A 25134-nucleotide genomic window follows, 5' to 3' on the forward strand; every position below is an offset into this window, starting at 1 on the left:
AGAACCGTAGGGACTACGGGGATAGCCTATTGAGTCACTGGTGGGTACATCGGTTTGGATAGGAAGCCCCCACTTCTATTTAAGTGGTGGGTAGTTCACTTACAACATCAATATCGAATCACTGGGATTGAACTATAAGTATAAACAAAAACAATAATTGATATTACATAATATAAAGACATTTATTTCATCATCACTAGTTTTTTCTAGGAGGTACACTTATGCAAAACCCTTATATCTTTTGTCCTACTTATGAAACTGATTCTTTCATTATTAGGCTAGTTAAAGAATCCGATGCCGTTGATTTACTCACCTGTTATTCTGATCCAAAAGCTCAAGAATTATTCAATTGTGATCGCTGTTTCGGTGACTTTAAAATGACGAAACTTGAGGATATGAAATCCTGTATTAAGGCTTGGTTAATGGCCTATGAAAATGGTGATTTTATCAGGTTTTCCGTTATAGACAAAACCGCTTTTAAAGCAGTAGGAACAATCGAAATGTTTGGCTCTGTTGGTAAGACAAATGTAACTGCTGGTATCTTAAGAGTGGATATCGCCTCAAGGTATGAAGAGCTCTCCTATCTAGATGAACTGTTTAGAGTTACAAGCGAACACTTCTTTAATTTGTTTAAGGTTACTAAGATTTCTACCAAAGCGATTCCTTTAGCCAAAAATAGAATCGATTCTATAAAAAGACTTGGTTATAAAGAGCGTGTTATTACTGAAGGAAACCACTACTACTCATTAACTAGATAAGTATCCATCTTCAAAGTTGAAAACACATTATAAAAGAAGTAATTATCCCTACTGTAAGGAGTACTAAATGACACATTCAATGAACTTAAATGAGTCGCCTTTTCAAATGATTATGATGGGTAAGAAAACCATTGAGCTTAGACTTAATGATGAAAAAAGACGTCTGATCCATATAGGAGACTACATCTTATTTACTAATACAAGCAATAAAACTGAAACACTCTTGGTTGAGGTCATTAATCTATATCATTTTGACAGCTTCAAAAAGCTATATGAATCATTACCACTAGATAAGTGCGGGTATGAACCTGATGAGTTATCATCTGCAAGTCCGGATGATATGCTCTTGTATTATACAGAAAAAGAACAGCAATTATATGGTGTTCTAGGAATCGAACTAAAATGCTTAAAATCAGTCTATTAAGATAATAGCCTGATACATCTGTATTAGGCCATTTTATATATCAGGCATTTGATAGTACTAGGAACGATTGTATAAAATATCTATTGATGATAGAATAACGGCATATAAACAACAACTTTTTTACTTAAGAAGCATGATATAAGGGGTCAGTATGAAGATATGTATTATTGGACACTCCGGTAGCGGAAAAAGCACGCTTGCTAGAATACTATCCAAACACTACAATATACCAGTATTACACATGGACACCTTACAGTTTATGCCAGGATGGGTTGAAACAGACCGAAGGACATTCAATCATCAAATGAAATCATTCTTAGAGACTAATGAGTCTTGGGTAATTGACGGAAACTATAGGAAAATAGCTAAAGAACGTTTCGACTTAGCCGATAGGATTATTTATTTAGACTATAACAGATGGGTATGTCTATGGAATGCATTTAAACGATACAGAGAATTTAATGGCAAGACAAGAATCGATATGGCAAACGGCTGTAAAGAAAAAATGGATTTAGAGTTTATCAAATGGATTTTATATAAAGGTAGAACCAAAGAAAAGAGAGCCTTTTATCACTCTTTAGTAACTCATTCTAAAGATGGACTGATCTTCAAAAACCATAGGTCTCTAAATAAGTATCTTAAAAATAACAATTACTGATCACTTAGGATGTGATTACCCTTATAGAATCATCCACGCTTACAGAGAAAGGAGTTACTCAGATAAGTATGACTATCTGAGTGCACAATCGAGATGAAAAGAATAGCTGGATTATTTGTTATTACTGTTTTTGTTTTTCTATTATCTTCTTGTAAACTACTGCTGCCTGATGTGCGATTACGATCAGAGAAAAAAGACATCGTTGAATCTAAGTATGGTAATTTGGAGTACGTTATTGAAGGCATTCTCGTATATAAGAATCTAGAGAATCAATTTAAAGACATCGATGGTATTGACTATATCATAGAAAACGCTGGTGATAGAGGAAGCATCGCACCAAGACTTAAAGAAAACTTATTACTATTCGTTGATATCGTTAAACAAGACGATACCTACAAACTCTTAGTATATAACGATGTGATGAAGCGTAACAAAGACAAAGAAAAAATGTTTATCTTAACAGATTATATGCTTCCTGTCGATATGAATGAAGTAGAAACATATTTTAAGGATAAGGATGACGACTTTTCACTTATGGATTTGACAGTGGATTACTTTAAGAAAGACTCATCACTAGAAGGTAATATCTCTTACATGGATGAGATTATGATTGCTTTTTATAATAAACTTGCGGAAGGTGAAATCATGGTAACTTGTTATCATGATGAATCTGGAAACATCCTTATTAAGAGTGGTACCTCACTTTTGTTTGGTAATTCAGAAGACAAAATCATCTATTTTCCTAGTGATATAATCTACGAAGATTACATCAACTAGACCTATTTGCCTTTATTAGATAGTATTATTCTAAAACATAAACAAAAAACGGCTTATTAAAGCCGTTTTCTGTTTTTATTAGAATTTATCAAAGTAGATATTTTCTTCTTTCATACCTTTAGATTTTAACACTTTTACACACGCATCAATCATGCCAGGAGACCCGCAAAGATAAGCTTCATGTCCACTTAAATCATCGGTTAGTTTAGCAACCACTTCTGTGATTAAGCCTCTTTCACCTTTCCACGGACTATCCTTTAGTTCATGAGAGAGTGCTGGCACATAAGAGAATTTTGGAAATCTATTTGAAACATCAAGGAAATAATCTGTTAAGTAAAGATCCGCTTCTGTTCGTGCCCCAAAGAAATAGGTAGCCTCACGTTTGAACCCTTGTTCCATAAGACGGTATATGATTGAACGAATCGGTGCTTTACCAGATCCCCCCGCAATCATGATGATTGGTTTTGTCGATTCTTCTTGTAAGTAGAAATCTCCGAATGGTCCTGTAAGTTTTACAGTATCTCCAATCCTTAGGGCTTGGTTAACAAAGGTTGAGGCTAATCCATTTGGCACTTGTCTAATGATAAACTCAATTTCATAAGGGTTTGAAGAATCAGAGGCAATCGAATAAGCTCTAACCTCATCAAATCCAGGCACTTCAATTTGACCATACTGTCCAGGTTTAAAATACATAGGTTCGTCAAGTCTAAATCTAACCAGTTTGATGTCATAAGTCATTTTGTCCAATTTGATGACTTTTCCTTTAAAGCTTTTCGCGGTTAGTAACCCTTTAGGTAAAATGATTTTTAAGTCTGTAGAGACTTTAGTTTGGCAGGATAATCTAATTCCATTTTCCACTTCTTCTTTGGATAATAACCCAATTTCGGTCGGTTTTGGCGGTTCATGATAATCTATCAATCTAAATTTACAAGTCCCACAACTTCCTTTTCCGCCACAAGCAGACGGGATGTATATTTTATTTTTGGATAATGAATTGAGCGCTGTGTCATTGCCGAATACAGGGATCAATGTGTCTTCATTAATCGTAATCGTTCTTTCGCCGGATGAGCCTAATAGTTTTTCAAATACTAAGACAAATGCTGTGATTAAAATAAGGAGTCCCACTAATATGATAAATGTCCACATAGTATTTCCTCCTATATCGCGCCAATGCCAGTAAAGGCAAAGAACGCTAATGCTAAAATACCAAGGATAATGAATGAGATTGCTTTTCCTTTTAATCCACGAGGAATGTTTGATATCTCTTTCATCTTAATTCTTATACCAGCTAATAACACTATCGCAAGCATCCATCCTAAGCCACTTCCAAACGCGAATACTGAGGTTTCTAAAAATGAGTATTCTCTATTCATAAAGAATAAAGAGATGGCTAATACAACACAGTTAACTGTAATCAAAGGTAAAAAGATACCAAATGAGTTATACACTCTTGGTAAGTATTTCTCGATTACCATTTCCAGTAACTGAACGGTTGCTGCAATGGTAATCATAAAGACTAATAAGGCTAAATTGGTAGTATTGGTCTTTAACAATAATTGATAAATCGGCCAGTTAATCATGGCTGTAAGTGTGACTACTAAAACAACCGCAACCCCCATATTAAGTGCGTTTTTTATCGATGACGAAACCGCGATTAAAGAACACATCCCTAATATAAAGATTAGTGCGATATTTTGTGATAATATTGATGCAATAAAAATATCCCATAAACGTTCCATATACTCACCTACTCCTCATAATTTTTGGTTAGACTTCTCATGCCCCAAGCGAGTAATCCGATTACGAAGAATCCGCCTGGTGCCATCGATAAGACAACCCAATTAATCCAACTTGATGGCATGACTTGCATGCCCAATAATGTGCCATAGCCTAATAGTTCTCTAATGCCTGCAACCACAACTAAAACAATCGTATAACCCATACCGTTTGCGAATCCGTCAATCAGTGTATACTTAACTGGATTCTTTACGGCATAAGCCTCAGCTCTTCCCATGACGATACAGTTAGTAATGATTAACCCGACATAAGCACTTAAGTTTTTTTCAATGGTTGGGAAAAAGCCTTTTAAGAACATTTGAACAAGGATAACGAATGTCGATATAATGACCATATAGGCAACCATTCTCACTTTTGAAGGAATGAAGTTTCTTAGTAAAGATACGGTAGCCGATGAAGCCATTACTACGAATGTGACACCTAAGCCCATGGCAATTGCGTTAACGACTTGGTTCGTAACCGCAAGTGCACTACAAATCCCTAGTACTGAAATCAAAATTGGATTTTGACTAGATACCCCATTTTTTAGAGTTTGAAACCACTTGGTGTATTTCATTCTTAAGTAGTTCATAGTAACCCTCCCATTTTGATTTCATAGTTGTCATTTAACAGTAGGATGAACCGTCTTGAAGTCCCAGTAGCCCCTGTAATTTGATCGACTTGAACGGCTTTATCCAATGACAAATCCGGATCAGAGAGTGCTAAACTTGGATCAAACTTCTTACCTACAAAATTATTAAGGTATTTTCTGGTAGAGACTAACCCACCAAGACCTGGGGTTTCTTGTTGATTTAAGACGGTGATTTTAACAATCGTCTTTAAATCGCTTTCTAAAGTAATAACGCCATTGATTTCACCCCATAAACCAGAGCCTGTAAAGTAATAACTATATGTCCCCTCTGTTTTATGTTTGTATACAACTTCTCTTGGTGTAGAAGCTTCTACTTCTACTAAAAAATTCTCATCAAAAATACTCGCATGGTTCTCAACTGCAGAAGAGACTCCGTGATGATTTAACATCGCAGACTTCCATTCATAATTGGAATTGCGCAAGATTCTATTCTTAGTCAGTGCATCTACGCCTGTGATTAATCCAGCAGTTAAGACGCCTAATACTATCATAAAGATAAACGATTTCATTGAGTCTTTCATTCAATCACTTCCTTAATGGTTGGTTTGATAATATAGGCTGAAACAAACTGATCAATAAGTGGTGATATAGCATTGACTAAAATGACTGCATATATACCCGCAAACTCTCTATTTGAAGATTTTGTATTAATCAACCACATTAAAAACCCGAGAGTGATCCCATACATGAGTTTTCCAATATTCGTTTTTGATCCTGTTGAATGCTCACTGCCCATAAATAGACCAATGAAAACCATATTCGTTGTTAATAAGATATCCATAGGGTTTGGATTGGCACCATTTGATAAAGAAGAAACAAAGTAGAATCCAAAGAGTGTGACTAGGAAACTGATAACTGTATAAACCGATATTGCCTTAAGTGCCATTAACACAACAGCAAGCCCTAATGAAGTATAAATAAATAAATCCCCTACGACATTCCCAGACTTTTGATTAAGTAAGTAAGTTGGAAAAGACATAATGATGAATATTAACCCAAGTGCTTCAGCATTAAACACGTTCTTGTCTTGACCTCCAAAAAGGGCTTTGGCAAAAAACAGTCCAAACATTACACCTAACGAAACCATCCAGACATGATCTAGGATGTTGTATGGCACAATCAACGCGATTACCAGAGGGGTAATAAAATACGCCGTAAAATCGTAAGTCTCTTTTCGAAGATGCGTTGCCAAGAGTTCAACAACCAGTGAAGAAATGATTGCTACTAAAGCAATCCATAATACATTTAAACCATTCTCATAAATTGAGACGCCTAAAAGGACGGTTAATGCGCCAATAATCATTAACCGGTTTTTTTGATTGATACCCATATTTAAACCTCCTGTATTTTTTTTAATTCTATCATGAAAGTGTTTTCATATACAAGCAAATTACTTTGAACGTTAAATCATTTAGTTTTGTCATTTTTGTGATTCGCACACCCTGGTTTCATTACCAAACACTTAATATCTACTTTGAGTAGGTATTATTGCTAGTAAAATTGAATTATAATGAGATTGAAGAGGTGATTGTATGGATCAATACATAACCGGACAGGTTATAAGACAATTAAGAGAAAAGTGTGGATTAACACAATTAGAACTGGCTATAAAGTTATCCATAAGTGATAAGACTGTCTCTAAATGGGAGACAGGCAAAGGATACCCTGATATCACGTTGTTAGAAGGACTATCGAAAGCTTTAAATGTCTCAATTACAGAGCTATTAATGGGTAATCCAGTCGATAATACTAACTTAGCATCAAACATGTTAAAAACGCATTTCTATGTTTGCCCAATATGTGGAAATGTCACTCATTCTATTGGTCAAATAGCACTTAGTTGTCATGGTATTACACTACCCGCTCTAGAGGCTGAAGATTATCAAGTTAAGTCAAACGACTTTATGAGCATTGTTGAGGATGATATGTATATTAGAATTGATCATCCAATGACAAAGATACACTATTTATCATTTATTGCAGGGGTATCTTTTGATAGAGTTGAACTCGTTAAGTTATATCCAGAAGGCCCCAGTGAAGCAAGACTAAAGCAAAGGGGTTTAAAACACATCTACTTTTATTGTAATAAGGATGGTTTATATCGAATAAAGGTAGAAAATAGCGCACTTGTAAAAAAAATACCTTAAATGATGCTGAATGCTTTCATAATTTGTTAAACTAGGTTCTTTTTGGTATGATAGTTTTGGATGTGATAAAATGAACGCTGAAAAACCAAAAAGACGTGTTAGGTATAGTGGTAAGTACCCAAAACGCTTTGAAGAAAAATACAAAGAACAACAACCTGAGAAATACCAAGAACTCATTACCCATGTCATGAATAAAGGCAATACCCCTGCAGGAATGCACAGATCGATAATGGTCGATGAAATATTGGATTTCCTGGATATTAAACCTAACGAAATTGGTCTAGATGTTACCCTCGGATTTGGGGGTCATACTAAAGCAATGCTAACTAAGCTCAATCACACTGGGCATATTCATGGCGTCGACCAAGATCCTATTGAATTACCAAAAACATTGGATAGGTTATTAGATGCTGGATTCACTGAGAAAGACTTTAGTCTACACCAACTTAACTTTAAAGACATTGATCAAATCGGAGAAACCTTTGATTTCATTTTGGCTGATTTAGGCTTGTCTTCTATGCAAATCGATGATCCTAAAAGAGGCTTTACTTATAAGTTTGAAGGTCCACTTGACCTAAGAATGGACCCAACTACTGGCATTAGTGCAAAAGACCGTTTAATCAACATGACTTTAGAAGAAATCGAAGGTATGCTAATTGAAAATGCTGATGAACCTTATGCAAAAGAGATTTCAAAAGCGATTATCGAATCTTATCGTAAAGGTCATGCTATTGAAACAACAAAAGATTTACACGAGGTTGTCAAAGAAGCTTTAAAATTCCTGCCTAAAGCATTATTCGACGAGGCAGTAAAGAAGTCCTCAACGAGAACATTTCAGGCACTAAGAATAGATGTTAATGCTGAATATGAGGTTTTGTTTGAACTTCTGGAGAAAATCCCACCTCTTTTAAATAAAAACGGTAGGGTAGCGGTACTTACTTTCCATTCTGGGGAAGACCGTTTGGTAAAGAAAGCATTTAAACATTATGAAAAACTTGGAATTTATCAAGAAACCTCTGGACCGATGTTACCGACTCAAGACGAAGTATTTTTGAATCCTAGGTCAAGATCAGCTAAATTAAGATGTGCTATAAAAGCTTAAGAAGACAAGAATGTCTTCTTTTTTTGGCGAAAAAAAAGAGGCAATTTGCCTCTTTGGTTAAACGCCCTTATTTGCCTGTGATGAAATTAATCTTTAAGCCTTTTTTTCTAGCGTTTCTGACTTTGTTTTTCTTTAGGTGTGTTCCTCTAGAATCTTTGCCTTGAACTTGCATATATATGCTCCTTATAGTGGGATTTCTCCATACATATCATACGCCTATTTTTTTCAATTTTCCACAAAAATATTTTGAAATTTATAATTTTTTTATATAATTTATCGGCGCTCATCCTTAGGTGCTGTTGGGATAGAAAAAACGTCTATGGGTTGCCCCTTAGACGTTTACTTTTTTTAGTATTATCTTAGAAAAATTTTGATCTAGCTTGTTCTTTAACTTCTTTACTTGCAGTGAAAGGAATTCTAGTAGTGTATCCTGCTTTGGCAGCAACAATCATCTTAGTTGGCCATGCGAAAATATCAGAGTTCCATCTTAAAACTGTGTCGTTATAAACTTCTCTAGCAGCCGTAATTTCTTTTTGTAGATAACTATTTTGTTGCATAGCATCTGCAAGTGCACGGTGTGCTTTTAAGTCTGGGTAAGCTTCGAAAGCTACATTAATACTTCTCATAGCGGCATCTAATTGACCAGCAACTTCATTTCTGTTTGCTTCATCTGGATGTACGCCACCTCTAAACGCTGCCACAGATTTCATGACATCTTTGTCTAAATCTACGGATTTTTCAACAATACCAACCACGTTTTGAAGAATTTGAACTCTTTGTTCAAGATAGTTGTCAATTTGTGATGCGTTATGTTGAATTCTTTGTTGAAGTTGTCTTAAATATTTTTGTGCATTGATCTTCATGAATAAGAAGACAAGCCCTGGAATAATGAATAAAATCCACAATACAACTTCAAATATAATTGAACCAACACCTGTCTTAACAGGAATTTGCTTTTCAATTACATTTACATCTCGTCCGGCTTCGTTAACTGGACCATTCATTTCATCTAATTCGTTTGCCATTTACATATCCTCCATGTATTATATTTTATCAGACATTAGTCTTTGTTGATAACTGTTGCAATAAACGTACCCATCTTTAAGATCTTGTCTTTGTCAACATTGGAATCTTTAAGATCTTCAAATAGTTTTCTAAACTTTTCTTGGTGCGTTGGTTCTTTTTCTTCTGTTAAGACATTGATCTCAACTTTAGAATCCTGTGAAACTGGAATATACTCAGTCCATGGAACTGTAATGGTATGCATTCTACCATCTCCACCCATCTTGTTGACATAATCCACTCTAGGTTCTGAACGGTAGCCATAAGCAGTAACTACCACGTGGTCTTTTTCATCATTACTTTTAACTACCCTTGTTTTCAAGATGTTTCTTGTAACACATAATGGGTGTTTAAAGTTAGATTCATTCATACGGTTAACCACTTTCTCATGTTCATAAAATGATACATAGGAGTCGTATAACCCTTTATAAATATATTCGTGTGGTAATGTGTGTTGGTATAGCGGAATCGCTAGTATTGGGGCGAATGTGAAATACACATGTCTGAAGTATTCAACATTGTATTCTGTAAAACGTTTGATGATATCGTCAATGTCATACCCATGAAAGTAACTTGGAGCTATGTCTAGTTTTATTTCCTTTAGATGTTCTGGATAGACAATATTGATCTTTTTATGTTTTACAAAATCAAAGTCGTCACCAAATCCAATTTCTTTTTCCTTCATAAGTTCGAGTAATTGTTTTTGAGCGAGTGGGGTAAATAATAATCTAAACTGTACTTCGTTATTACGGTTTGTCGCACCGAATAAAACTTCAAACTCAGAGTTTCCCATTACGGTGTAGTTTTCACCTTTTGTAATACTCTTTTGAGATTTTTTCTCTAAGCGCTTAATCTCTTTATTAACCACTTTATCGATTTGTTTTTCAGAGAGATTTTCAGCATCTGAATCTTCTCTTGAGAAAATCAAATCTGGGGCTGCATCATTCCCATAAATTAAATAAGGTTGTTCTGCATACATCGGAAATGGTTTTTCAACGGTTGCAGTTAATACTTGTGTATGATGTTGTGTCACTCTTTTACCATTCACGGTTGTGCTAGTCGTCCAGTGAATCGTTTTCGAGCCTGAGTATTGTTTCACCCCTAAACGGTGAACTAAATCGTCACAAATGAAAAATGGATTGCCATTGATTTCGCCTGATTGAACAAACAGAGTCGAACGATCTAAATCCGGCACACCGCTCAAACCGAAACGGTTAACCAAATAGTCAAATCTCTTTGAATCAAACATTCTATCGAGCTTAATGAGTGGAATGGTCTTTTGAAAGAGTTCTCTACTCATGCCTTCATAAAATAACTGATTAAGTGGTAACATTTGTTGGAAAGCTTCTTGCATCAATGTGTTAATCACTTCATCGAGCTTCTGCTTATCTTTTTTCATTGTTTTAATCTGTGGGTTTAACTTCTTAATGATTAGGAATAAAAATAACCCAATAAATATAACTGATCCTACCATCACGAAAATCATGGTCATCTCTTCAGATAATGTAAACTGATTAATCGAAATGATAAGTGCTATCGCTAAAACAATAATCAAGAAAATCAATAGTCCACGTAAAGTCGATTTCTTTCGAATCGCCTTAACGATGGTATCGCGTTTTTGTTCTTCTTTTCGAATGGTTTTAATAGTTGATCTATTTGCTTCAACGTCTACATTAGATTTTTTGACTAAATCATCGATAAACTCCGTAACATTTTGGTGGTGTTTATCTTTATAGATTTGTTTATACTCTCTTAATGGTTCATCGATATAGGGATTGGTTTCAAAAATGGAATCTGACATCTATACACCTTTCTACCCTTCACGATAAAAAGACAAGGGTGAGTTTAATTGAATGTGTCCTTTAAAATTGTTCAAAGATATGATTTTTTTAACTCTAATTTAAGTTTACTACATAATCGCGTAATGTCAAGGTTTAATCGTAATAATTTACATAAATTTGTCCTATTTTTTTGAGTAAGGTTCAACTATGAACAAAAACCCTTAATTGAGGGTTTTTGTCCTATGATATAATACAAATAGGTGATAAAACATGATTAATTTCAAAAATGACTACAGCGATATCGCGCATCCAAACATCCTTAAAAAATTTGTAACCCATCAAAGTAAATCCTACACTGGATATGGTCTAGATCAAGAAACCATTAAAGTTGTTTCACACATGAAAAGCATGTTTACTAACGATATAGATATACACTTTTTAACTGGAGGAACAATCACGAATAAAACGGTGATCTCCCATATACTAAAACCTTATGAGGCAGTTATATCTGCAGAGACTGGGCATATCTTTGTCCATGAGACCGGTGCGATTGAACACACAGGACATAAGATTATCAGTGTCGCAACCAAGGATGGGAAACTCACTCCAGAAATGATTCAGAGTGTCTATCAATCCCATGTAGATGAACACATGGTTAAACCTAAATTAGTCTATATTTCTAACTCTACAGAGACCGGATTAATCTATTCTAAACAAGAACTCATGTTGTTGTATGATACTTCAAAATCCTTAGATTTGTGGCTTTATTTAGATGGAGCAAGATTAGGCGTTGCCTTAAATGCGAAAACAAATGACCTTACCTTAGATGAGATATCCAAATATACCGATTTATTTTACATAGGTGGGACTAAGAATGGTGCTTTGTTTGGTGAAGCACTCATCATTAAAAACAACACACTGAAACCTTTCTTTAGATACTCCATCAAACAAAATGGTGGATTGCTTGCCAAAGGCTTCTTAACCGCATTACAGTTTGATGCCCTGTTTGAGGATAACTTATTTAATGAGATTGCAATAAGTGCTAATGAGTCTTCTAGATATTTGATAGAGGGACTTCATAGCTTAGGGCTAGAACTTCATAGCACACCGACGAATCAACAGTTTGCGACCCTACCAAATGAGTGGATTAAAGCTTTAGAGAACAAATATTTGTTTGAAGTATGGACTATGGGTGATAAGAAAAGCACCATCCGTTTAGTCACAACCTATCAAACGACTAAAGCGGATATTGATTCATTAATAAGAGACATAAGTCTACTTATGAATAAAGAAGGACTGGCTTAGCCAATCCTCTTTTTTAGTCCCAGCGTCTTGGATCGCCTTTAATGGTATCCAAAACAGCCATATCTTCTGGTTTAATTGTAAAGTCGACTTCTTTATTCATGATGATACGATCTAAGTGTGTCGATTTTGGTAGTGGTGCTGTGTCTTTTTCTAAACAAAAACGAATGCAGATTTGTGCTGGGGATACATTGTATTTTTTAGCCATTTCAATAATGGTTTCATTTGTTAACAAATACCCAATTCCCAGTGGTGAGTACGCTTCTACTGTGATGTTATGTTTACGACAGTGTTCGATGGTTTCTTTTTGATCCATCCCAATGAAGTAGGCTATTTGATTCACTTGAGGCGTAATTTCACAGTGGGTTAATATATTGTCTATGTCTTCTTTATTGAAATTAGAGATTCCGATTGCGCGAATCTTTTTTTGTTTGTATAAGTCTTCCATTGCTTTATAAGCTAAGACGTTACCTTCTTTACAATCTTTTCCCATCTCACTCCATGGCCATGGGGCATGGATTAAGAATAAGTCTAGGTAATCAAAACCTAAAGCCTCTAAAGTCTTACTAAAGGCTTCGATGGCACCTTCATAAGTCTTGATGTGTGATTCTAATTTAGAGGTCACAAATATCTCTTCTCGTTTGATTTTAGAGTCTCTGATGGCTCTGCCAACTGAGGCTTCGTTTTGATAGCCTTCTGCGGTATCGATGTGTCTATAACCGTTTTCGAGTGCCATTAACACCGAATGATAGGCTTCATCGCCGTCTTTGACTTGCCAAGTTCCAAGCCCGATTTTAGGTATTTTTACGCCATTGTTTAAAACAAAGTATTGATTGATTGCTTTCATGTATATACCCTCCAAATTCATTATACCACCCTTAAGATTCGATTTTTTTCCAGAAACCATCTAAAGATTCTTTAACTCTCAAAAAATCATAATGCGTCTCTATCGGTTTCCAATGTTTAGGAATGAGTTTCGTATATCGATAACTTTGGTAACGATCATCCATCAGAATCGCAACCCCATAGTCTGAATCTCTACGAATGACCCTTCCTACAGCTTGAATGACTTTATTCAGCCCAGGATAAGTATAGGCATAATCAAACCCCTTGTTAAAGGTTTCCTCATAGTAGGCTTTTTGTTGTTCAGTCTCACTGTTAAATGCTGGCAATCCTACTCCAACAACGATAACACCATTGAGCATATCCCCTACATAATCAATGCCTTCTGAAAACATGCCTCCTAAGACAAAAAAGGCTACTTGAGAATATGGTTTGATTTGTGTAAACTCATCAAGGATGTCAGCTTTATTAGATTGATCCGATTTTGTTTGAATGTAATACTTATAATCTCTATCTGCTTCTATTTCTTTTGTGACAAGGTCTAGATATTGATAAGATGGCAAGAAACAAATGTAGTTGCCTTTTTTAGAGGCTGTTAAGGTATCCACCATCTTTAGTATTTCTTTTACCGTATAAATTCTGTTTTGATATCTGGTATCAATCGGATAATTAATGACTTTGAGCCTTTCTTTATCAAAAGGATTCTCGATCATAATGTGTTCACCAAGGTCATTAGATAGTAAAGTTTTATAGTATTCTAGTGGCATTAAGGTGGCAGAAAATAAGACAGAGCCATGAGCTTTATCTTTAAAAGTTTCTTTTAAGAACTTACTGGCATCCAGGCACCTCAACGTAATGGTGGTATCGGTATCCGAAGTCACAACATTCGTTTTGTAGTTAACTCCGTAAAGTTCATAGATTTTTTCAAACTGTAAGAGTTTAAAATATTCATCCATGATTAAGGATTTTCTACTATCTTTGGAGATAGAATCCATCGATTTTTGCATTTTACGCAAAAGATTACTAATTAAATCTGTTAAATCCTTACTTGGTTTATCATATTCAGAAAAGCCTATTGCTTCATAATTTTCGAAATGATTAATCAGCTTGTTAACAGAGTTTGTTACAGAAGGTTTAATCTTTCTGGTATATTTTCTAAGGTTAATCAGGTCTGATTTATTAAGAGAGGCTGAATACATTTCTTTTGAACGAGATACTAAATTATGAGCTTCATCAATCAATAAGATTGGATTGTACTTATCGTCTTCAAAATACCTAATGAGTCTAGCCCTTGGGTCAAAGGCATAATTGTAGTCACAAATAATGATATTAGAGATATTTGAAACCTCTAGTGAGAACTCAAATGGACAAACCATATGTTTTTTGGCATAGGATTCAATTGTCTCTCTATCAAAGATGCTTTCATGTTCATAAATGTCTTTTAACGCATCTGTTAACCTGTCAAAGAATCCTTTTGAGAAAGGACATGCCACGGGATCACAGTTTCTAACAGGTAAAAAACAAATCGCGTCTTTAGAGGTTAGAATAAGGGTTTTTGCCTTTAATCCATTAGCCTCCAAAAGTTTAGTTGCTTCATATGCCACTTGTTTGGCTTCGGTCTTTGCCGTTAAGTAGAAGATTTTTTCATTAGGGTCTTTAAGGGTTTTAAGGGTAGAAAAAAGGCTTGCCAATGTTTTACCAATGCCTGTAGGTGCTACGGCATAAAGTAAATCTTTCTGGTTAACGGTATGAAATACCCCCTTCATAAAGGCCCTTTGACCTTTACGATAATTTGGAAAAGGAAAGGTAATGCAAGCCAAGCTGTTGAAAAATAACGTCTCTTTCTCTTCAATCATTAATAGCCACCCTAAAAATACTTCTTTTGTATGATCGTAAAACTTTTTTAAGTCTTCTTTGGTAAATGTATAATAAAAAGCTTTTGTTTTGTAATCTACAATGGAAATATAAGTCAGTACGCCATCAATAGAATCGAGGTTTTCATTAATTATGTACATATAGGCATATAGTTTTAATTGAGCTAAATGCGTTATTTCAGGTTCAAAAAGGAAATCAAGAGACATGGTCGACTTGATTTCCTCAATAGAGGTCAAACTCATTAATCCATCCATTCGTCCTTCAATTAAAAAAGGATTGCCTTTAAAGGTATCTAGAAAGGTGATTACCACTTCTTTTTGTTTATCCGAACCATAATTTTTTTGAATGAGTTGATGGGCTTTAATGCCTTCTAGTTGGCGATTATTTTGAAATGTTTGACTGGACAGGTCACCATGCATATAGACATAGTTCACCATTTCTGTCACACTGACTTTAATCATGAGATCACCTTCAGTACCATTATAACGCAAAAAAAGACACCTACAAAGTGTCTTTGAATTCTGATCTAATTAAGTGGCCTTTTTCATAGAATAAATCGAGTCTAGTAAAGGGTTCATTGGCAAGAATCTTTTTGAGAAACAGGATATCGCCTTCCCATAGTTCTAAATTTAGGATGTCATCTTTATGGATATAATCCAAAACCCCTTCAGAAGATTCGATTACTGTACCTTCATAATCCTCTGATACATACAAATACATGTGTTCATAATAATTATCATCATGGAAGAAAACATGTCCGAAGAAGGTTTCATTTCTAAGTACTAACCCTGTTTCTTCTAATACCTCGCGGTATAGACATTCTTTTACCGTTTCGTTTTCGATTTTCCCGCCAACCCCTATCCACTTATTATGGTTATAGTCATTGGGTTTTAAGATTCGGTGCATCATCAAGTAATAATCGCCTTTTTTTATATAACATAGAGTAGTTTCAGGCATGTTTGTGACCTCCTAATTCGTATAAGTATCTGTCTTGATTGAGACTAATCGTACCAGAGCCAACAATTTTCATGATTTTGTCTTTGTACATGTATAAATCTACAGGGCTGACAATGTATAGCTTGGGTCTTTTTGGTGTTCGCGTTTTATGAGTTCTTTAGAGATATCTAAATAGTGTTTAATGCCTTTGTTATCGAGTTTCCCGCATGAACCAAAATGCATATTTTGATTACAAATAGTGCATATGAGTTTGTCATAACTGGATGTAATGGTTTCATTCTTACGACTAGGACAAGTATACACGATATGTTCTAAGCCTTTTATGTCATTCATCTTATATTTGAGTTTTGCCGTTTCATTATAGAGGTATGGGTCATAATAGAGATATTCAATCACAGTTTGATAGATTACATCTAGACTCATCACTTTTAGTTCTTCTTTCTTAAGACATTCTATCGTCGTATTTATGCGTCCTTTGAAAGATCTCTTTGTCCAAGGTGGGTTAACCATATAGGCGTTATGATGCTTAATAAAATAAACATCCACATTGGCTTTTTTTAAGAGTTTAGCTAAAGAGAAACTGTGGTTCATAAAGACCCCACTCATTGAGATTTGGCATTCAGGGAAAATCGAGATAATACCTTTTCTTCTTAATACCGTGAACTACTCAACACCGAATATATCTGCTGAGGCAAAACCATCTTTTTTTTCATGTATGACATTGATTAAGTTGTCTATAACGATAGACTCTCCTTATAGTATTAAATAATGTGTCCTTCTTTAGGAACGATGCAAATGAATTTAAATGGGGTATTTCCTGTGTTTCTAAATTGATGAAGTTTATTGCCTTCAATAAAGGCATAAGAACCTTCAAAAACCTTAGTAATGACGCCATCTATCTCGATTTCGCCTTCACCCTCTAAGACATAATTGATGTGTGGCCAAGGGTGTTTGTGTAATGGGCTATAACCATTGACATCCAAAGTCAAGACTCTAAGGACATGTGAATCCCAACCTTCATTAGGACCGACAAGTGCCTTCATCGTTGCGTTTTTGACCAAGGGACTATTCATAACAATCACTTCGCTATTTTTTTCATGATTTACCATACTAATACCTCCATATACTTATTTTACGTGATATTCTCACTTTAAGAAAGAAAAACTAGTCGGGTGACTAGTCTTCTGTTATCTCTTGAGTTCGAATGTCCTTAATGAGAACTTTTTGGATACGTTTCCCATCTATTTCTTTGATTTCTATTTCAAAGTTGTCAGTGGTGAAGGATTCCCCTTTTCTTGGTAGATGTCCAAGTGTTTCAACAATCCACCCAGAAACTGTAAATACATCGACTTCGTGCTTATAGTTAATGAGTTCGAAGAATTTCTCTACATTAGCATGACCAGATACTAAGAACTCATGTTCACCGATTCTTTCGATTTCATGAATGACCTCATCATGTTCATCCCAAATCTCTCCAACTAACTCTTCTAATATGTCTTCCATGGTTACGATCCCTACGGTACCACCAAACTCGTCAAGGACAACAGCGATGTGTATCTTCTTACGTTGTAGTTCACGAAGTAATACATCAATCTTCATGGATTTTGTGATGTATAGAGCAGGTTTGATGTATTCACTTACTAACGCGTCTGTACTATAGATATAGTTATGGAAGTCTTTATGGTGAATAATCCCAGTGATATGGTCGATTGTACCTTCATAAACTGGTAATCTCGAATACCCTGTTTCTGCAAAAACTTTCGCTATCTTCTCTTTATCTAAATCAGATGGAATAAACGTCACATCTGTACGAGGAGTTAAAATATCGGCTGCTTCAAGTTCAGTAAACTCGATTGCACTACGGATTAATGTGCCTTCATCTTTATTGATTCCGCCAGCTTCTTCAGCTTCATCCACAATCGTTAATAATTCTTCTTCAGTGATGCTTCTATCATCACTTGATTTAAAAATCTTGGATAAGAGTTTTTTCCAATGGGTGAAAAAGTAATTAAATGGCGTAAATACCTTTAACAAAACATTGATAAACGGTGCAATCCATAAAGCAAATTTTTCAGGTGACTCCTTGGCAATGGTCTTAGGTGAAACTTCAGCGAAAATCAAGATTACGATTGTTAGAACAACTGTCGAAACGGTTGCACCAACTTCTTGACCAAGAAACCCAGCGAAAAACAATGTTCCCATTGAGGCTGCTAAAATATTTACAATGTTATTTCCAATTAAAATCGTAGAAAGTAACACATCGTAACGTTCCGATAGTTTGATTACGAGTTTCGCTTTCTTATTTCCTTTTTCTGCAAGATTTTTCATTCTAATTCTATTGAGCGATGAAAAAGCGGTCTCAGTAGCTGAGAAAACCCCAGAAAGAACTATCGAAAATAAGATAATTATTAAGTATATACTGTCACTGTCCATATTGTATTGTTTAGATCCCCTTATGTTTATAGTTTTGACCCATAGGTCATATGTAGATATTATTATATCACAGGTTATTTTATTTTTATAACGAATATACAAAATACCATATTTTTTTTAATAAGTAATCTACAATAAGCGACACAACAACTATAGACATGGAAACATCCTATACAAAAGATAGTTATGATCGAAAAAAAAACCGAACAAGTCGGTGTTAATTAATTACTCGTGATGATGACCACATTGACATTCATGGTCTTCGTGATCGTGTTCACAGTCACAATCGTGTTCTTCATGATGGTGTCCGCCACAACCACATTCATGATCATGGTCATGATGGTGGTGCATAGATGCATTTTCATCCATAAACATTAATTCATCATTCTCAACATAGATTGTAACGCCTTCTGCGTGTAAGTAAGTTTCTTCTTCCATAACGCATTTTATGCCGTTAATATCATAAACGGTGTCGCCGTCTTCGATATTACCTAATCCGAAAACAATTTGGGCTTCTCCACTGCAGCAGCCATATTCTAAACCAGCGATTACGCAGTTAAAGTTTTCTTGTTTTAACGCATTCTCTAATAGTACTTTTGCTTCATCTGTTATTTTCATTTATATTATCTCCTTATAATCAGTAACATTATACTCTTATTTTTCCTAAACTCAAAGTAAAACATTCTCATAAAATGGAATGTCAGTTTGTATCGTTACAACATTCCCGTAAAGGTCTCTAAACTTAGTTTGATAGAAGTGTAAATAAAGTCTTTCATCTTTAGAACCATATAAAATATCGCCTTTTATAGGGTGTCCGATACTTGAAAGGTGTACCCTTATTTGATGTTTTCTACCACCGGCAATCATAATCTTTAAATAGGTCTCATTCTCCATTTTTTTCAAAACTTTGTAAGAGGTATAAGCATCTTTGCCTGTTTCTGAGATACGCATTTTGTTGGAGTGTCTATCTAGAGCAATTCTTTTCTTAATAAATCCATCTTTAACAACAAGCCCTTCTACGATAGCTAAATAGGTTTTCTCAATGTCTTTCGACTCAAATAGATTGGATAAGAAACTAATACTTAATGGGTTTTTGCCAAATAAAACAATCCCTGATGTATCGACATCAATCCTATGTGCTGGCAAAACACTAAAAGGATGATCATGCTTTTGATAATGAGCATTTACACGACTGGTTAGATTGTCTTTTTTATTTGAATCATCATAAACCAAAAGACCAATAGGTTTGTATACTGCGCAGAAAAACGCATCTTCATAAATGATATCAATGGTTTTATCAATAAGATGAATAGTAGGTTCTTTCATAAAACTAAAATCGATTTGGACAAAATCATTGGACTTAATGGGTACATCTTTTCTGATGATTTCTTGGTTTATCATTATTTTCTTACCAAAAATAAGTTCATTTACGTATGAACTTTTGATTTTGGTATGGATTAGAAACGATTGAATTGTCCCTTGATAGCCTTCCGGTATCATAAACGATAAAATACTCATATGAAAAGTTCCTTTGAATCTCAGTCTGGTAGAAAATAATCCTATAAACCATTATACCAATATTCCTAAAGAATGCGCATTTTAATAATACTTATGCCCTAGTTTTGGTATAATCTAACTGGTGATAAAATGTACGCAAAAAGAATATCTGAAATCCATAATGGCCAGGATGTAACAATAACTCATGAAAAAACGAAAGGCATTAGTATTAATAAATACTTAGCAGATGCTGAAATTGCTTCAAGAAGAGGCGCAGAGACGCTCATTAAAGATGGCAGAGTCAAAATTGATCAAGTGGTAGCAAAACTGGGTGACCGTGTGCTCGAACATCAAGTTGTTACACTGGATAATAAAGAAATTACCCCAGTTACCACGAAGGTGTATTATATTCTAAATAAACCAAAGGGAATTGTTTGTACCACAGAACCTTTAGACGGTAACATCGTAGATTACATGAATGTAGAAGAAAAAATCTTCCCAGTAGGAAGACTAGATAAAGATTCCACAGGATTAATCCTACTTACCAATGATGGTGATATCGTGAATAAAATCCTTAGAAATGAATTTGGACATGAGAAAGAATATGTTGTAACAACCGATAAACCGCTCACTGAATCATTTTTAAACTATATGAGAAACGGTGTCGTTATCTATAATCAAAAACGCAATACTTACCAACAAACCTTGCCTTGTGAAATCAAGAAACTTTCAGACAATTCCTTCTCAATAATTTTAAAAGAAGGGATGAATCGTCAGATTAGACGAATGACTCAAGCGCTTGGATACCAAGTGGAATCTCTAACACGTATTAGAGTCATGAACTTCACTTTAGATGGTATCCAAGAAGGATACTACAGACATCTAACTCAAGCAGAACTGTTAGACTTAAAAAAACAATTAGTCGAAGTAAAATAAAAACGGTCAGTCGACCGTTCTTTTTTTACCATAAATGATGAACTGATGGTTTGATATACTTATCGTAGATGCGTTTAACCTCATCCATTTCTTCAATAGATAAAGGCTTCAAATCGCTTGCTCTAACATTTTTGTATACTTGCTCAGGTTTGGATGCCCCAGGAATTACGACAGAGACTTCATCAAACATGAGAATATACTTAAGGGCAAATAACGTTAAGTCATTTGTATTGAAGACTTTCTTTAGTTCTTCTACAGCCCTTAACCCTAACTCATAATCCACACCGGAGAATGTCTCACCCTTATCAAAGGATTTACCCTCACGGTTATAAAAACGGTGGTCTTTCTCCTCAAATTTCTTTTGGTTATCAAATTTACCTGTTAAAAGACCACTTGCTAGAGGAACTCTAACGATAATTCCAACATCTTTCTTCTTAGCTTCCTCAAAGAAACGTTCGAGAGGCTTAAGACGAAACATATTAAAGATGACTTCAATAGCAGCAACCCCTTCATATTCGAGTGCTTTAAACCCTTCTTCTAGCGTTTCAATAGAAACCCCATAATTACGAATTAACCCTTCTTGTTTAAAGGATTCTAAAGCATCAAATACTGCTTTATCCTCATAGACACTTGAAGGTGGACAGTGAAGTAAAACCAAATCCAATTGGTCTTGTCTTAAATTCGCTCTAGAGTCGTTAACATACCCTAATAGTGTATCTTTGGTATAAGATTTAGCATCATGAGGATTAGATCGTCGCCCTATTTTTGTAATAATGTAAGGTTTTTCTTTGTTGATGAAGAAACTCCCGATGGTTTTTTCAGCAACCCCTCCTGAATAGACATCTGCTGTATCAATACAGTTAATTCCAGTATCAATGGATGCACATAGAGTCTCGTTTGCAAGATCAATATTAAATGGTTTGCCCCACGCATTCCCTAGTTGCCAAGTTCCTAAGGCAATTTCTGACACGAATACATTTGTTTTACCCAATCTTCTTTTCTTCATATTAAGCTCCCTTTAGTTTTTGTTTAACAGACTGTCCGGCTAAATGACCTGTAGATAGTGCGATGGTAATGTTAAATCCTCCAATTGGACCAGCTAAATCCATGGATTCACCTGCAATATATAATCCATCATGGTTTTTTAATGCCATGGTATTTGGGTCTATTTCTTCTAGAAGAATACCGCCTGCATTAACAAAAGATTTCTCTTTTACCTCAACATGGGATACCTCTACTGTAAACTTAAGAATCCTATCTTTAATTGCATTTAGTTTCTTACTTGATAGTTCCTTCAAACTGACATTTTCGATTTGAAGTGCATCTAGGACATACTTAGCTAATCGTTTTTGGACTAAGGATTCCAATAAAGCTAGTACTGATGAGTTCTTAGCCACTGTTTCATTAAGAACTTTATCAAAGTCTAAAGTAGTCAAACTAAAACTTAAACTGACTGGCCCTTTAGCTAAATCTTCATAAATCAGCTCAGATATGTGTAAAATCAGTGGCCCAGACAACCCAAAATGGGTAAAGATGACATCGCCTTTAAACGTCTGTTTACGTGTACTCATCTTCAGTTCAGTTGATAATGAAATGCCTTGAAGGTCTTTATAGACTTCATTATTCTTCAAATAGATAGGTGCCTCTGCTGGAGAAAACTGCTTGAATCCAACATTAAAAGGTTCTAACAATTTAAGGATGTCACCACTCGAACCCGTTGAAGGGTAAGCGTTCGATCCTACACATAAGATGACATTTTTTGCATAATAAGTGTCTGTCTTTGTTTTAATGACATAATAGTCTTCTTTTTGAATCTCTCTAACTGCTTGATTATAAAGAATTCTACCTGGTTCTATATCTCTTAATAAACTATTTAAGACATCTCTACTTTTTTCAGTTTCAGGAAAGAACTTGAAGTCTTGTTCAAGTTTAAGATTTAGTGCCCTATCCCTGAAAAAACCTATAATATCTTCCCGACCAAATTGGGTTAATGCCTTATATAAAAACTTACTTTTCTTACTGTTTAATGAGGCCATAAAAGCTTCTTTTGATAATACATTGGTTATATTACAACGCTTACCACCTGTAAGCATTAATTTCTTACCTACTTGTTCATTTTTTTCTAATAGAAGGAAATCGGTTCCTTTTAACTGGTTTGCAGCCATAAGACCAGCTGGTCCACCACCAACGATGATGACATCTTTAATCAAATTCTCACCCCTCATCTCTATTATATCTTCTCATATAACTATAAACAAAGAAAACCATCAAAGGATGGTTTTCTTTTCCTGAAAAAGGGATTTCTGTTGTATACATGGGAGGTATACATAGAGTATACGCCCCACAATTATTTTTTATTGGTAAAAATATTTGGTTCTCCACAATTTTTACAAAATTTATCTTCTTGGGCTATTCTCTCACCGCAATAAGCACAAAGAAGCGATGTTTTAACAGAACTAACAAATGGATCTTCATCCCTTTCATTCTTCCTAGCCTGATTTTTCATCCGTTTAATACTTTGTGATCCCACAATAGAAATAATTACAAAAAACACAAAGAATCCAGCAAATACAAAGATAAATGCATCTGCACCAGTTTGAGTCATCATCCCAAAATCCCCCAATCCAAAAACTATGAAAAACATTATAAAGAATAAAGCCATATAGGCTATCGGAGCCCCTTTTTTCTTATTCATCTAGTCACCACCTATCTATAGTATAATCTAAAAGCTTCTATTAATAAAATAATATTTATTTCGTATATAATATAATTATCCAAGGAGGTATTTATGCAAACACTTCTATCTTTACAACAAACCTATTTTAAAACCCAAACAACTAAATCCTATGAATTCCGTATCGAGGCGCTAAAACGATTAAAAAGATCGATTCAGAAACACGAGACAGAAATTCTAGAGGCTCTATATAAAGATTTAGGAAAAAATGAGATGGAGGCCTACTCTACTGAGGTAGGGTATGTCCTACATTCGATTAACTTTATGATGAAAAGACTCAAAAAATGGATGCGTGTCAAAAAGGTAAAAACCCCTCTATACATGCTGAATACTAAATCCTACATTCTTCATGAACCCCTTGGATCTGTACTCATAATCGGACCCTATAATTATCCTTTTCAATTAGTTATAGAACCACTCATCGGCGCAATATCAGCAGGTAATACCGCGATTGTTAAAGTTAGCGAGTTCGCACCTCATACAGAAAACATCCTTGAAATAATCCTTGGGGAGGCTTTTGAAAAGTCATATGTTACCCTAGTGAAGGGCGATTACCGAGTCAATCAACAACTTGTTAGTATGAAGTTTGATCACATCTTCTTTACTGGTTCAACGCATGTTGGGAAACTAATCTACCAAGAAGCCGCTAAAAACCTAGTCCCTGTTACGCTTGAATTAGGGGGTAAGAGTCCAACTATCGTCTGCAAAGACTCAGATATCCAAGAGGCCGCTACAAGAATCGCATTCGGCAAATTCACAAATGCAGGTCAAACTTGTATCGCACCGGATTATATCTATGTGGATAAGCATATTGAACAACCATTCGTTGAAGCTTTAAAAATGGCCATAAGAAAAATGTATCCAAATGAAGCAGATTTCACAAATGTAATTCCAAGACATGTTAAAAGAGTGAGTAGCCTAATTGATAAAGAAAAAGTGACTTTCCAACCTCATTTTGAATCAAAAATAGCTCCAACTATTATCCAAAATGTAACTTGGCAAGATGACGTGATGCAAGAAGAGATATTTGGACCTATCTTACCTATCTTAACGTTTGATCATATCGATGAAGTCATTGAGGTATTAATAAGCAAAGAGAAGCCTTTGGCTTTATACTTATTCACAAAAGATAAAGCTCTGCAAAAAAAAATTCTTAAAACCCTATCGTTTGGTGGTGGCGCGATTAATGACACATTGATGCATGTAGCCAATCCGTATTTACCGTTTGGTGGCATAGGGTTTAGTGGCATCGGACATTATCATGGGTATTACTCCTTTGAACTCTTTTCAAAGAAAAAAGGCTATATCAAGAAGGGTAAATGGGATTTAGGTATCCAGTATCCGCCTTATTCTTCTTTCAAGAAACGTCTAATCAAGTTTTTTCTTAAATAGATACGTTTACAAAAAAAACGAGCTCAGG

Annotated in this window: 27 protein-coding genes; 9 read left to right on the forward strand and 18 right to left on the reverse strand. The window is 35.0% G+C overall.

Translation table 11 applies throughout. From position 1 onward, the window contains the following. Positions 1–221 precede the first annotated feature (221 nt). From JN09_RS00005 to JN09_RS00020, 4 genes are all read left to right on the forward strand, one after another. A complete protein-coding gene (locus JN09_RS00005; RefSeq protein WP_204431742.1) occupies positions 222–758 on the forward strand; it encodes a GNAT family N-acetyltransferase in 537 nt (178 codons plus the stop codon). 67 nt (positions 759–825) lie between these two features. Beyond that, a complete protein-coding gene (locus JN09_RS00010; RefSeq protein WP_204431743.1) occupies positions 826–1182 on the forward strand; it encodes an ASCH domain-containing protein in 357 nt (118 codons plus the stop codon). Between the two features lie 151 nt (positions 1183–1333). Beyond that, entirely contained in the window at positions 1334–1840 is a 507-nt protein-coding gene (locus JN09_RS00015) for an AAA family ATPase (RefSeq protein WP_204431744.1), read from the forward strand. A gap of 93 nt (positions 1841–1933) precedes the next feature. Then, positions 1934–2617, forward strand: a complete 684-nt coding sequence (locus JN09_RS00020) for a hypothetical protein (protein ID WP_204431745.1) — start codon at positions 1934–1936, stop codon at positions 2615–2617. 78 nt (positions 2618–2695) lie between these two features. Here the strand turns inward: JN09_RS00020 and JN09_RS00025 are convergent, their stop codons facing one another. The 5 genes from JN09_RS00025 to JN09_RS00045 are packed head-to-tail and all read right to left on the reverse strand — an operon-like array spanning position 2696 to position 6375. Continuing rightward, entirely contained in the window at positions 2696–3763 is a 1068-nt protein-coding gene (locus JN09_RS00025) for an NADH:ubiquinone reductase (Na(+)-transporting) subunit F (protein ID WP_204431746.1), read from the reverse strand. Between the two features lie 11 nt (positions 3764–3774). Further along, positions 3775–4356 (reverse strand): Rnf-Nqr domain containing protein, encoded by a 582-nt coding sequence (locus JN09_RS00030; RefSeq protein WP_204431747.1) that lies wholly within the window; start codon positions 4354–4356, stop codon positions 3775–3777. Positions 4357–4364: 8 nt separating this feature from the next. Beyond that, positions 4365–4985, reverse strand: coding sequence for an electron transport complex subunit RsxE (gene rsxE / locus JN09_RS00035; RefSeq protein WP_204431748.1), 621 nt, complete (start codon positions 4983–4985; stop codon positions 4365–4367). Next, positions 4982–5566, reverse strand: coding sequence for an FMN-binding protein (locus tag JN09_RS00040; RefSeq protein WP_204431749.1), 585 nt, complete (start codon positions 5564–5566; stop codon positions 4982–4984). The genes rsxE and JN09_RS00040 overlap by 4 nt, the downstream gene beginning before the upstream one ends. After that, positions 5563–6375, reverse strand: coding sequence for an RnfABCDGE type electron transport complex subunit D (locus JN09_RS00045; protein ID WP_204431750.1), 813 nt, complete (start codon positions 6373–6375; stop codon positions 5563–5565). The genes JN09_RS00040 and JN09_RS00045 overlap by 4 nt, the downstream gene beginning before the upstream one ends. 202 nt (positions 6376–6577) lie before the next feature. On the opposite strand from JN09_RS00045, the gene JN09_RS00050 reads away from it, so the two are divergent. Together JN09_RS00050 and rsmH are read left to right on the forward strand one after the other, a co-directional pair. Continuing rightward, positions 6578–7192: a helix-turn-helix domain-containing protein gene (locus JN09_RS00050; RefSeq protein WP_204431751.1), complete on the forward strand. Its 615-nt coding sequence runs from the start codon at positions 6578–6580 to the stop codon at positions 7190–7192. A 70-nt stretch (positions 7193–7262) separates the two neighbouring features. Then, complete coding sequence (gene rsmH, locus JN09_RS00055) at positions 7263–8294, forward strand: 16S rRNA (cytosine(1402)-N(4))-methyltransferase RsmH (protein WP_204431752.1); 1032 nt, start codon at positions 7263–7265, stop codon at positions 8292–8294. 359 nt (positions 8295–8653) lie between these two features. Here the strand turns inward: rsmH and JN09_RS00060 are convergent, their stop codons facing one another. Together JN09_RS00060 and JN09_RS00065 are read right to left on the reverse strand one after the other, a co-directional pair. Beyond that, complete coding sequence (locus tag JN09_RS00060) at positions 8654–9319, reverse strand: LemA family protein (RefSeq protein ID WP_204431753.1); 666 nt, start codon at positions 9317–9319, stop codon at positions 8654–8656. A 35-nt stretch (positions 9320–9354) separates the two neighbouring features. Further along, a complete protein-coding gene (locus JN09_RS00065) occupies positions 9355–11157 on the reverse strand; it encodes an MAG1210 family protein (RefSeq protein WP_204431754.1) in 1803 nt (600 codons plus the stop codon). A gap of 250 nt (positions 11158–11407) precedes the next feature. Between JN09_RS00065 and JN09_RS00070 the strand changes: the two genes are divergently transcribed. Further along, positions 11408–12442: a threonine aldolase family protein gene (locus JN09_RS00070; RefSeq protein ID WP_204431755.1), complete on the forward strand. Its 1035-nt coding sequence runs from the start codon at positions 11408–11410 to the stop codon at positions 12440–12442. Between the two features lie 13 nt (positions 12443–12455). Here the strand turns inward: JN09_RS00070 and JN09_RS00075 are convergent, their stop codons facing one another. From JN09_RS00075 to JN09_RS00110, 8 genes are all read right to left on the reverse strand, one after another. After that, the gene (locus JN09_RS00075) at positions 12456–13286 is read right to left on the reverse strand and encodes an aldo/keto reductase (RefSeq protein ID WP_204431756.1); all 831 of its coding nucleotides are present in this window, start codon (positions 13284–13286) and stop codon (positions 12456–12458) included. Between the two features lie 31 nt (positions 13287–13317). Beyond that, a complete protein-coding gene (locus tag JN09_RS00080; RefSeq protein WP_204431757.1) occupies positions 13318–15618 on the reverse strand; it encodes an ATP-dependent DNA helicase in 2301 nt (766 codons plus the stop codon). Positions 15619–15658: 40 nt separating this feature from the next. Continuing rightward, positions 15659–16114: an NUDIX hydrolase gene (locus JN09_RS00085; protein WP_204431758.1), complete on the reverse strand. Its 456-nt coding sequence runs from the start codon at positions 16112–16114 to the stop codon at positions 15659–15661. A 99-nt stretch (positions 16115–16213) separates the two neighbouring features. After that, the gene (locus JN09_RS00090; RefSeq protein WP_204431759.1) at positions 16214–16705 is read right to left on the reverse strand and encodes a hypothetical protein; all 492 of its coding nucleotides are present in this window, start codon (positions 16703–16705) and stop codon (positions 16214–16216) included. A gap of 170 nt (positions 16706–16875) precedes the next feature. Then, positions 16876–17223 (reverse strand): cupin domain-containing protein, encoded by a 348-nt coding sequence (locus JN09_RS00095; protein WP_204431760.1) that lies wholly within the window; start codon positions 17221–17223, stop codon positions 16876–16878. A 67-nt stretch (positions 17224–17290) separates the two neighbouring features. After that, positions 17291–18547, reverse strand: coding sequence for an HlyC/CorC family transporter (locus JN09_RS00100; protein ID WP_204431761.1), 1257 nt, complete (start codon positions 18545–18547; stop codon positions 17291–17293). Between the two features lie 225 nt (positions 18548–18772). Beyond that, positions 18773–19165 (reverse strand): iron-sulfur cluster assembly accessory protein, encoded by a 393-nt coding sequence (locus JN09_RS00105; protein WP_204431762.1) that lies wholly within the window; start codon positions 19163–19165, stop codon positions 18773–18775. 51 nt (positions 19166–19216) lie between these two features. Then, on the reverse strand, positions 19217–20065 hold the full coding sequence (locus JN09_RS00110; RefSeq protein WP_204431763.1) for an RluA family pseudouridine synthase: 849 nt from the start codon (positions 20063–20065) through the stop codon (positions 19217–19219). Positions 20066–20194: 129 nt separating this feature from the next. Here JN09_RS00110 and JN09_RS00115 point away from each other — a divergent pair, with 129 nt between their 5' ends. After that, positions 20195–20980, forward strand: coding sequence for a pseudouridine synthase (locus JN09_RS00115; RefSeq protein WP_235985139.1), 786 nt, complete (start codon positions 20195–20197; stop codon positions 20978–20980). 25 nt (positions 20981–21005) lie between these two features. On the opposite strand, the gene JN09_RS00120 is transcribed toward JN09_RS00115, so the two are convergent. The 3 genes from JN09_RS00120 to JN09_RS00130 form a co-directional block, all read right to left on the reverse strand. Beyond that, entirely contained in the window at positions 21006–21986 is a 981-nt protein-coding gene (locus JN09_RS00120; protein ID WP_204431764.1) for an aldo/keto reductase, read from the reverse strand. Between the two features lies 1 nt (position 21987). Next, positions 21988–23190, reverse strand: coding sequence for a BaiN/RdsA family NAD(P)/FAD-dependent oxidoreductase (locus tag JN09_RS00125; protein WP_204431765.1), 1203 nt, complete (start codon positions 23188–23190; stop codon positions 21988–21990). Positions 23191–23327: 137 nt separating this feature from the next. Beyond that, positions 23328–23675, reverse strand: coding sequence for a hypothetical protein (locus tag JN09_RS00130; RefSeq protein WP_204431766.1), 348 nt, complete (start codon positions 23673–23675; stop codon positions 23328–23330). A 93-nt stretch (positions 23676–23768) separates the two neighbouring features. Between JN09_RS00130 and JN09_RS00135 the strand changes: the two genes are divergently transcribed. After that, on the forward strand, positions 23769–25106 hold the full coding sequence (locus JN09_RS00135; protein WP_204431767.1) for an aldehyde dehydrogenase family protein: 1338 nt from the start codon (positions 23769–23771) through the stop codon (positions 25104–25106). The last annotated feature ends 28 nt before the right edge of the window (positions 25107–25134 follow it).

Source organism: Paracholeplasma morum (assembly GCF_016907055.1).
GTDB classification, from domain to species: Bacteria; Bacillota_I; Bacilli_A; order Acholeplasmatales; family UBA5453; genus Paracholeplasma; species Paracholeplasma morum.

Excerpts from the sequence above, each read along its gene's own strand:
- JN09_RS00130 (WP_204431766.1), bottom strand. The coding sequence starts at position 23,675 with ATGAATAAGAAAAAAGGGGCTCCGATAGCCTATATGGCTTTATTCTTT.
- JN09_RS00105 (WP_204431762.1), bottom strand. The coding sequence starts at position 19,165 with ATGAAAATAACAGATGAAGCAAAAGTACTATTAGAGAATGCGTTAAAA.
- JN09_RS00075 (WP_204431756.1), bottom strand. The coding sequence starts at position 13,286 with ATGAAAGCAATCAATCAATACTTTGTTTTAAACAATGGCGTAAAAATA.
- JN09_RS00110 (WP_204431763.1), bottom strand. The coding sequence starts at position 20,065 with ATGAGTATTTTATCGTTTATGATACCGGAAGGCTATCAAGGGACAATT.
- JN09_RS00100 (WP_204431761.1), bottom strand. The coding sequence starts at position 18,547 with ATGGACAGTGACAGTATATACTTAATAATTATCTTATTTTCGATAGTT.
- JN09_RS00010 (WP_204431743.1), top strand. The coding sequence starts at position 826 with ATGACACATTCAATGAACTTAAATGAGTCGCCTTTTCAAATGATTATG.
- JN09_RS00040 (WP_204431749.1), bottom strand. The coding sequence starts at position 5,566 with ATGAAAGACTCAATGAAATCGTTTATCTTTATGATAGTATTAGGCGTC.
- JN09_RS00045 (WP_204431750.1), bottom strand. The coding sequence starts at position 6,375 with ATGGGTATCAATCAAAAAAACCGGTTAATGATTATTGGCGCATTAACC.
- JN09_RS00080 (WP_204431757.1), bottom strand. The coding sequence starts at position 15,618 with ATGATTAAAGTCAGTGTGACAGAAATGGTGAACTATGTCTATATGCAT.
- JN09_RS00060 (WP_204431753.1), bottom strand. The coding sequence starts at position 9,319 with ATGGCAAACGAATTAGATGAAATGAATGGTCCAGTTAACGAAGCCGGA.
- JN09_RS00005 (WP_204431742.1), top strand. The coding sequence starts at position 222 with ATGCAAAACCCTTATATCTTTTGTCCTACTTATGAAACTGATTCTTTC.
- JN09_RS00070 (WP_204431755.1), top strand. The coding sequence starts at position 11,408 with ATGATTAATTTCAAAAATGACTACAGCGATATCGCGCATCCAAACATC.
- JN09_RS00015 (WP_204431744.1), top strand. The coding sequence starts at position 1,334 with ATGAAGATATGTATTATTGGACACTCCGGTAGCGGAAAAAGCACGCTT.
- JN09_RS00020 (WP_204431745.1), top strand. The coding sequence starts at position 1,934 with ATGAAAAGAATAGCTGGATTATTTGTTATTACTGTTTTTGTTTTTCTA.
- JN09_RS00050 (WP_204431751.1), top strand. The coding sequence starts at position 6,578 with ATGGATCAATACATAACCGGACAGGTTATAAGACAATTAAGAGAAAAG.
- JN09_RS00065 (WP_204431754.1), bottom strand. The coding sequence starts at position 11,157 with ATGTCAGATTCCATTTTTGAAACCAATCCCTATATCGATGAACCATTA.
- JN09_RS00120 (WP_204431764.1), bottom strand. The coding sequence starts at position 21,986 with ATGAAGAAAAGAAGATTGGGTAAAACAAATGTATTCGTGTCAGAAATT.
- JN09_RS00135 (WP_204431767.1), top strand. The coding sequence starts at position 23,769 with ATGCAAACACTTCTATCTTTACAACAAACCTATTTTAAAACCCAAACA.
- JN09_RS00090 (WP_204431759.1), bottom strand. The coding sequence starts at position 16,705 with ATGAACCACAGTTTCTCTTTAGCTAAACTCTTAAAAAAAGCCAATGTG.
- JN09_RS00095 (WP_204431760.1), bottom strand. The coding sequence starts at position 17,223 with ATGGTAAATCATGAAAAAAATAGCGAAGTGATTGTTATGAATAGTCCC.
- JN09_RS00025 (WP_204431746.1), bottom strand. The coding sequence starts at position 3,763 with ATGTGGACATTTATCATATTAGTGGGACTCCTTATTTTAATCACAGCA.
- JN09_RS00115 (WP_235985139.1), top strand. The coding sequence starts at position 20,195 with ATGTACGCAAAAAGAATATCTGAAATCCATAATGGCCAGGATGTAACA.
- rsxE (WP_204431748.1), bottom strand. The coding sequence starts at position 4,985 with ATGAACTACTTAAGAATGAAATACACCAAGTGGTTTCAAACTCTAAAA.
- JN09_RS00030 (WP_204431747.1), bottom strand. The coding sequence starts at position 4,356 with ATGGAACGTTTATGGGATATTTTTATTGCATCAATATTATCACAAAAT.
- JN09_RS00085 (WP_204431758.1), bottom strand. The coding sequence starts at position 16,114 with ATGCCTGAAACTACTCTATGTTATATAAAAAAAGGCGATTATTACTTG.
- rsmH (WP_204431752.1), top strand. The coding sequence starts at position 7,263 with ATGAACGCTGAAAAACCAAAAAGACGTGTTAGGTATAGTGGTAAGTAC.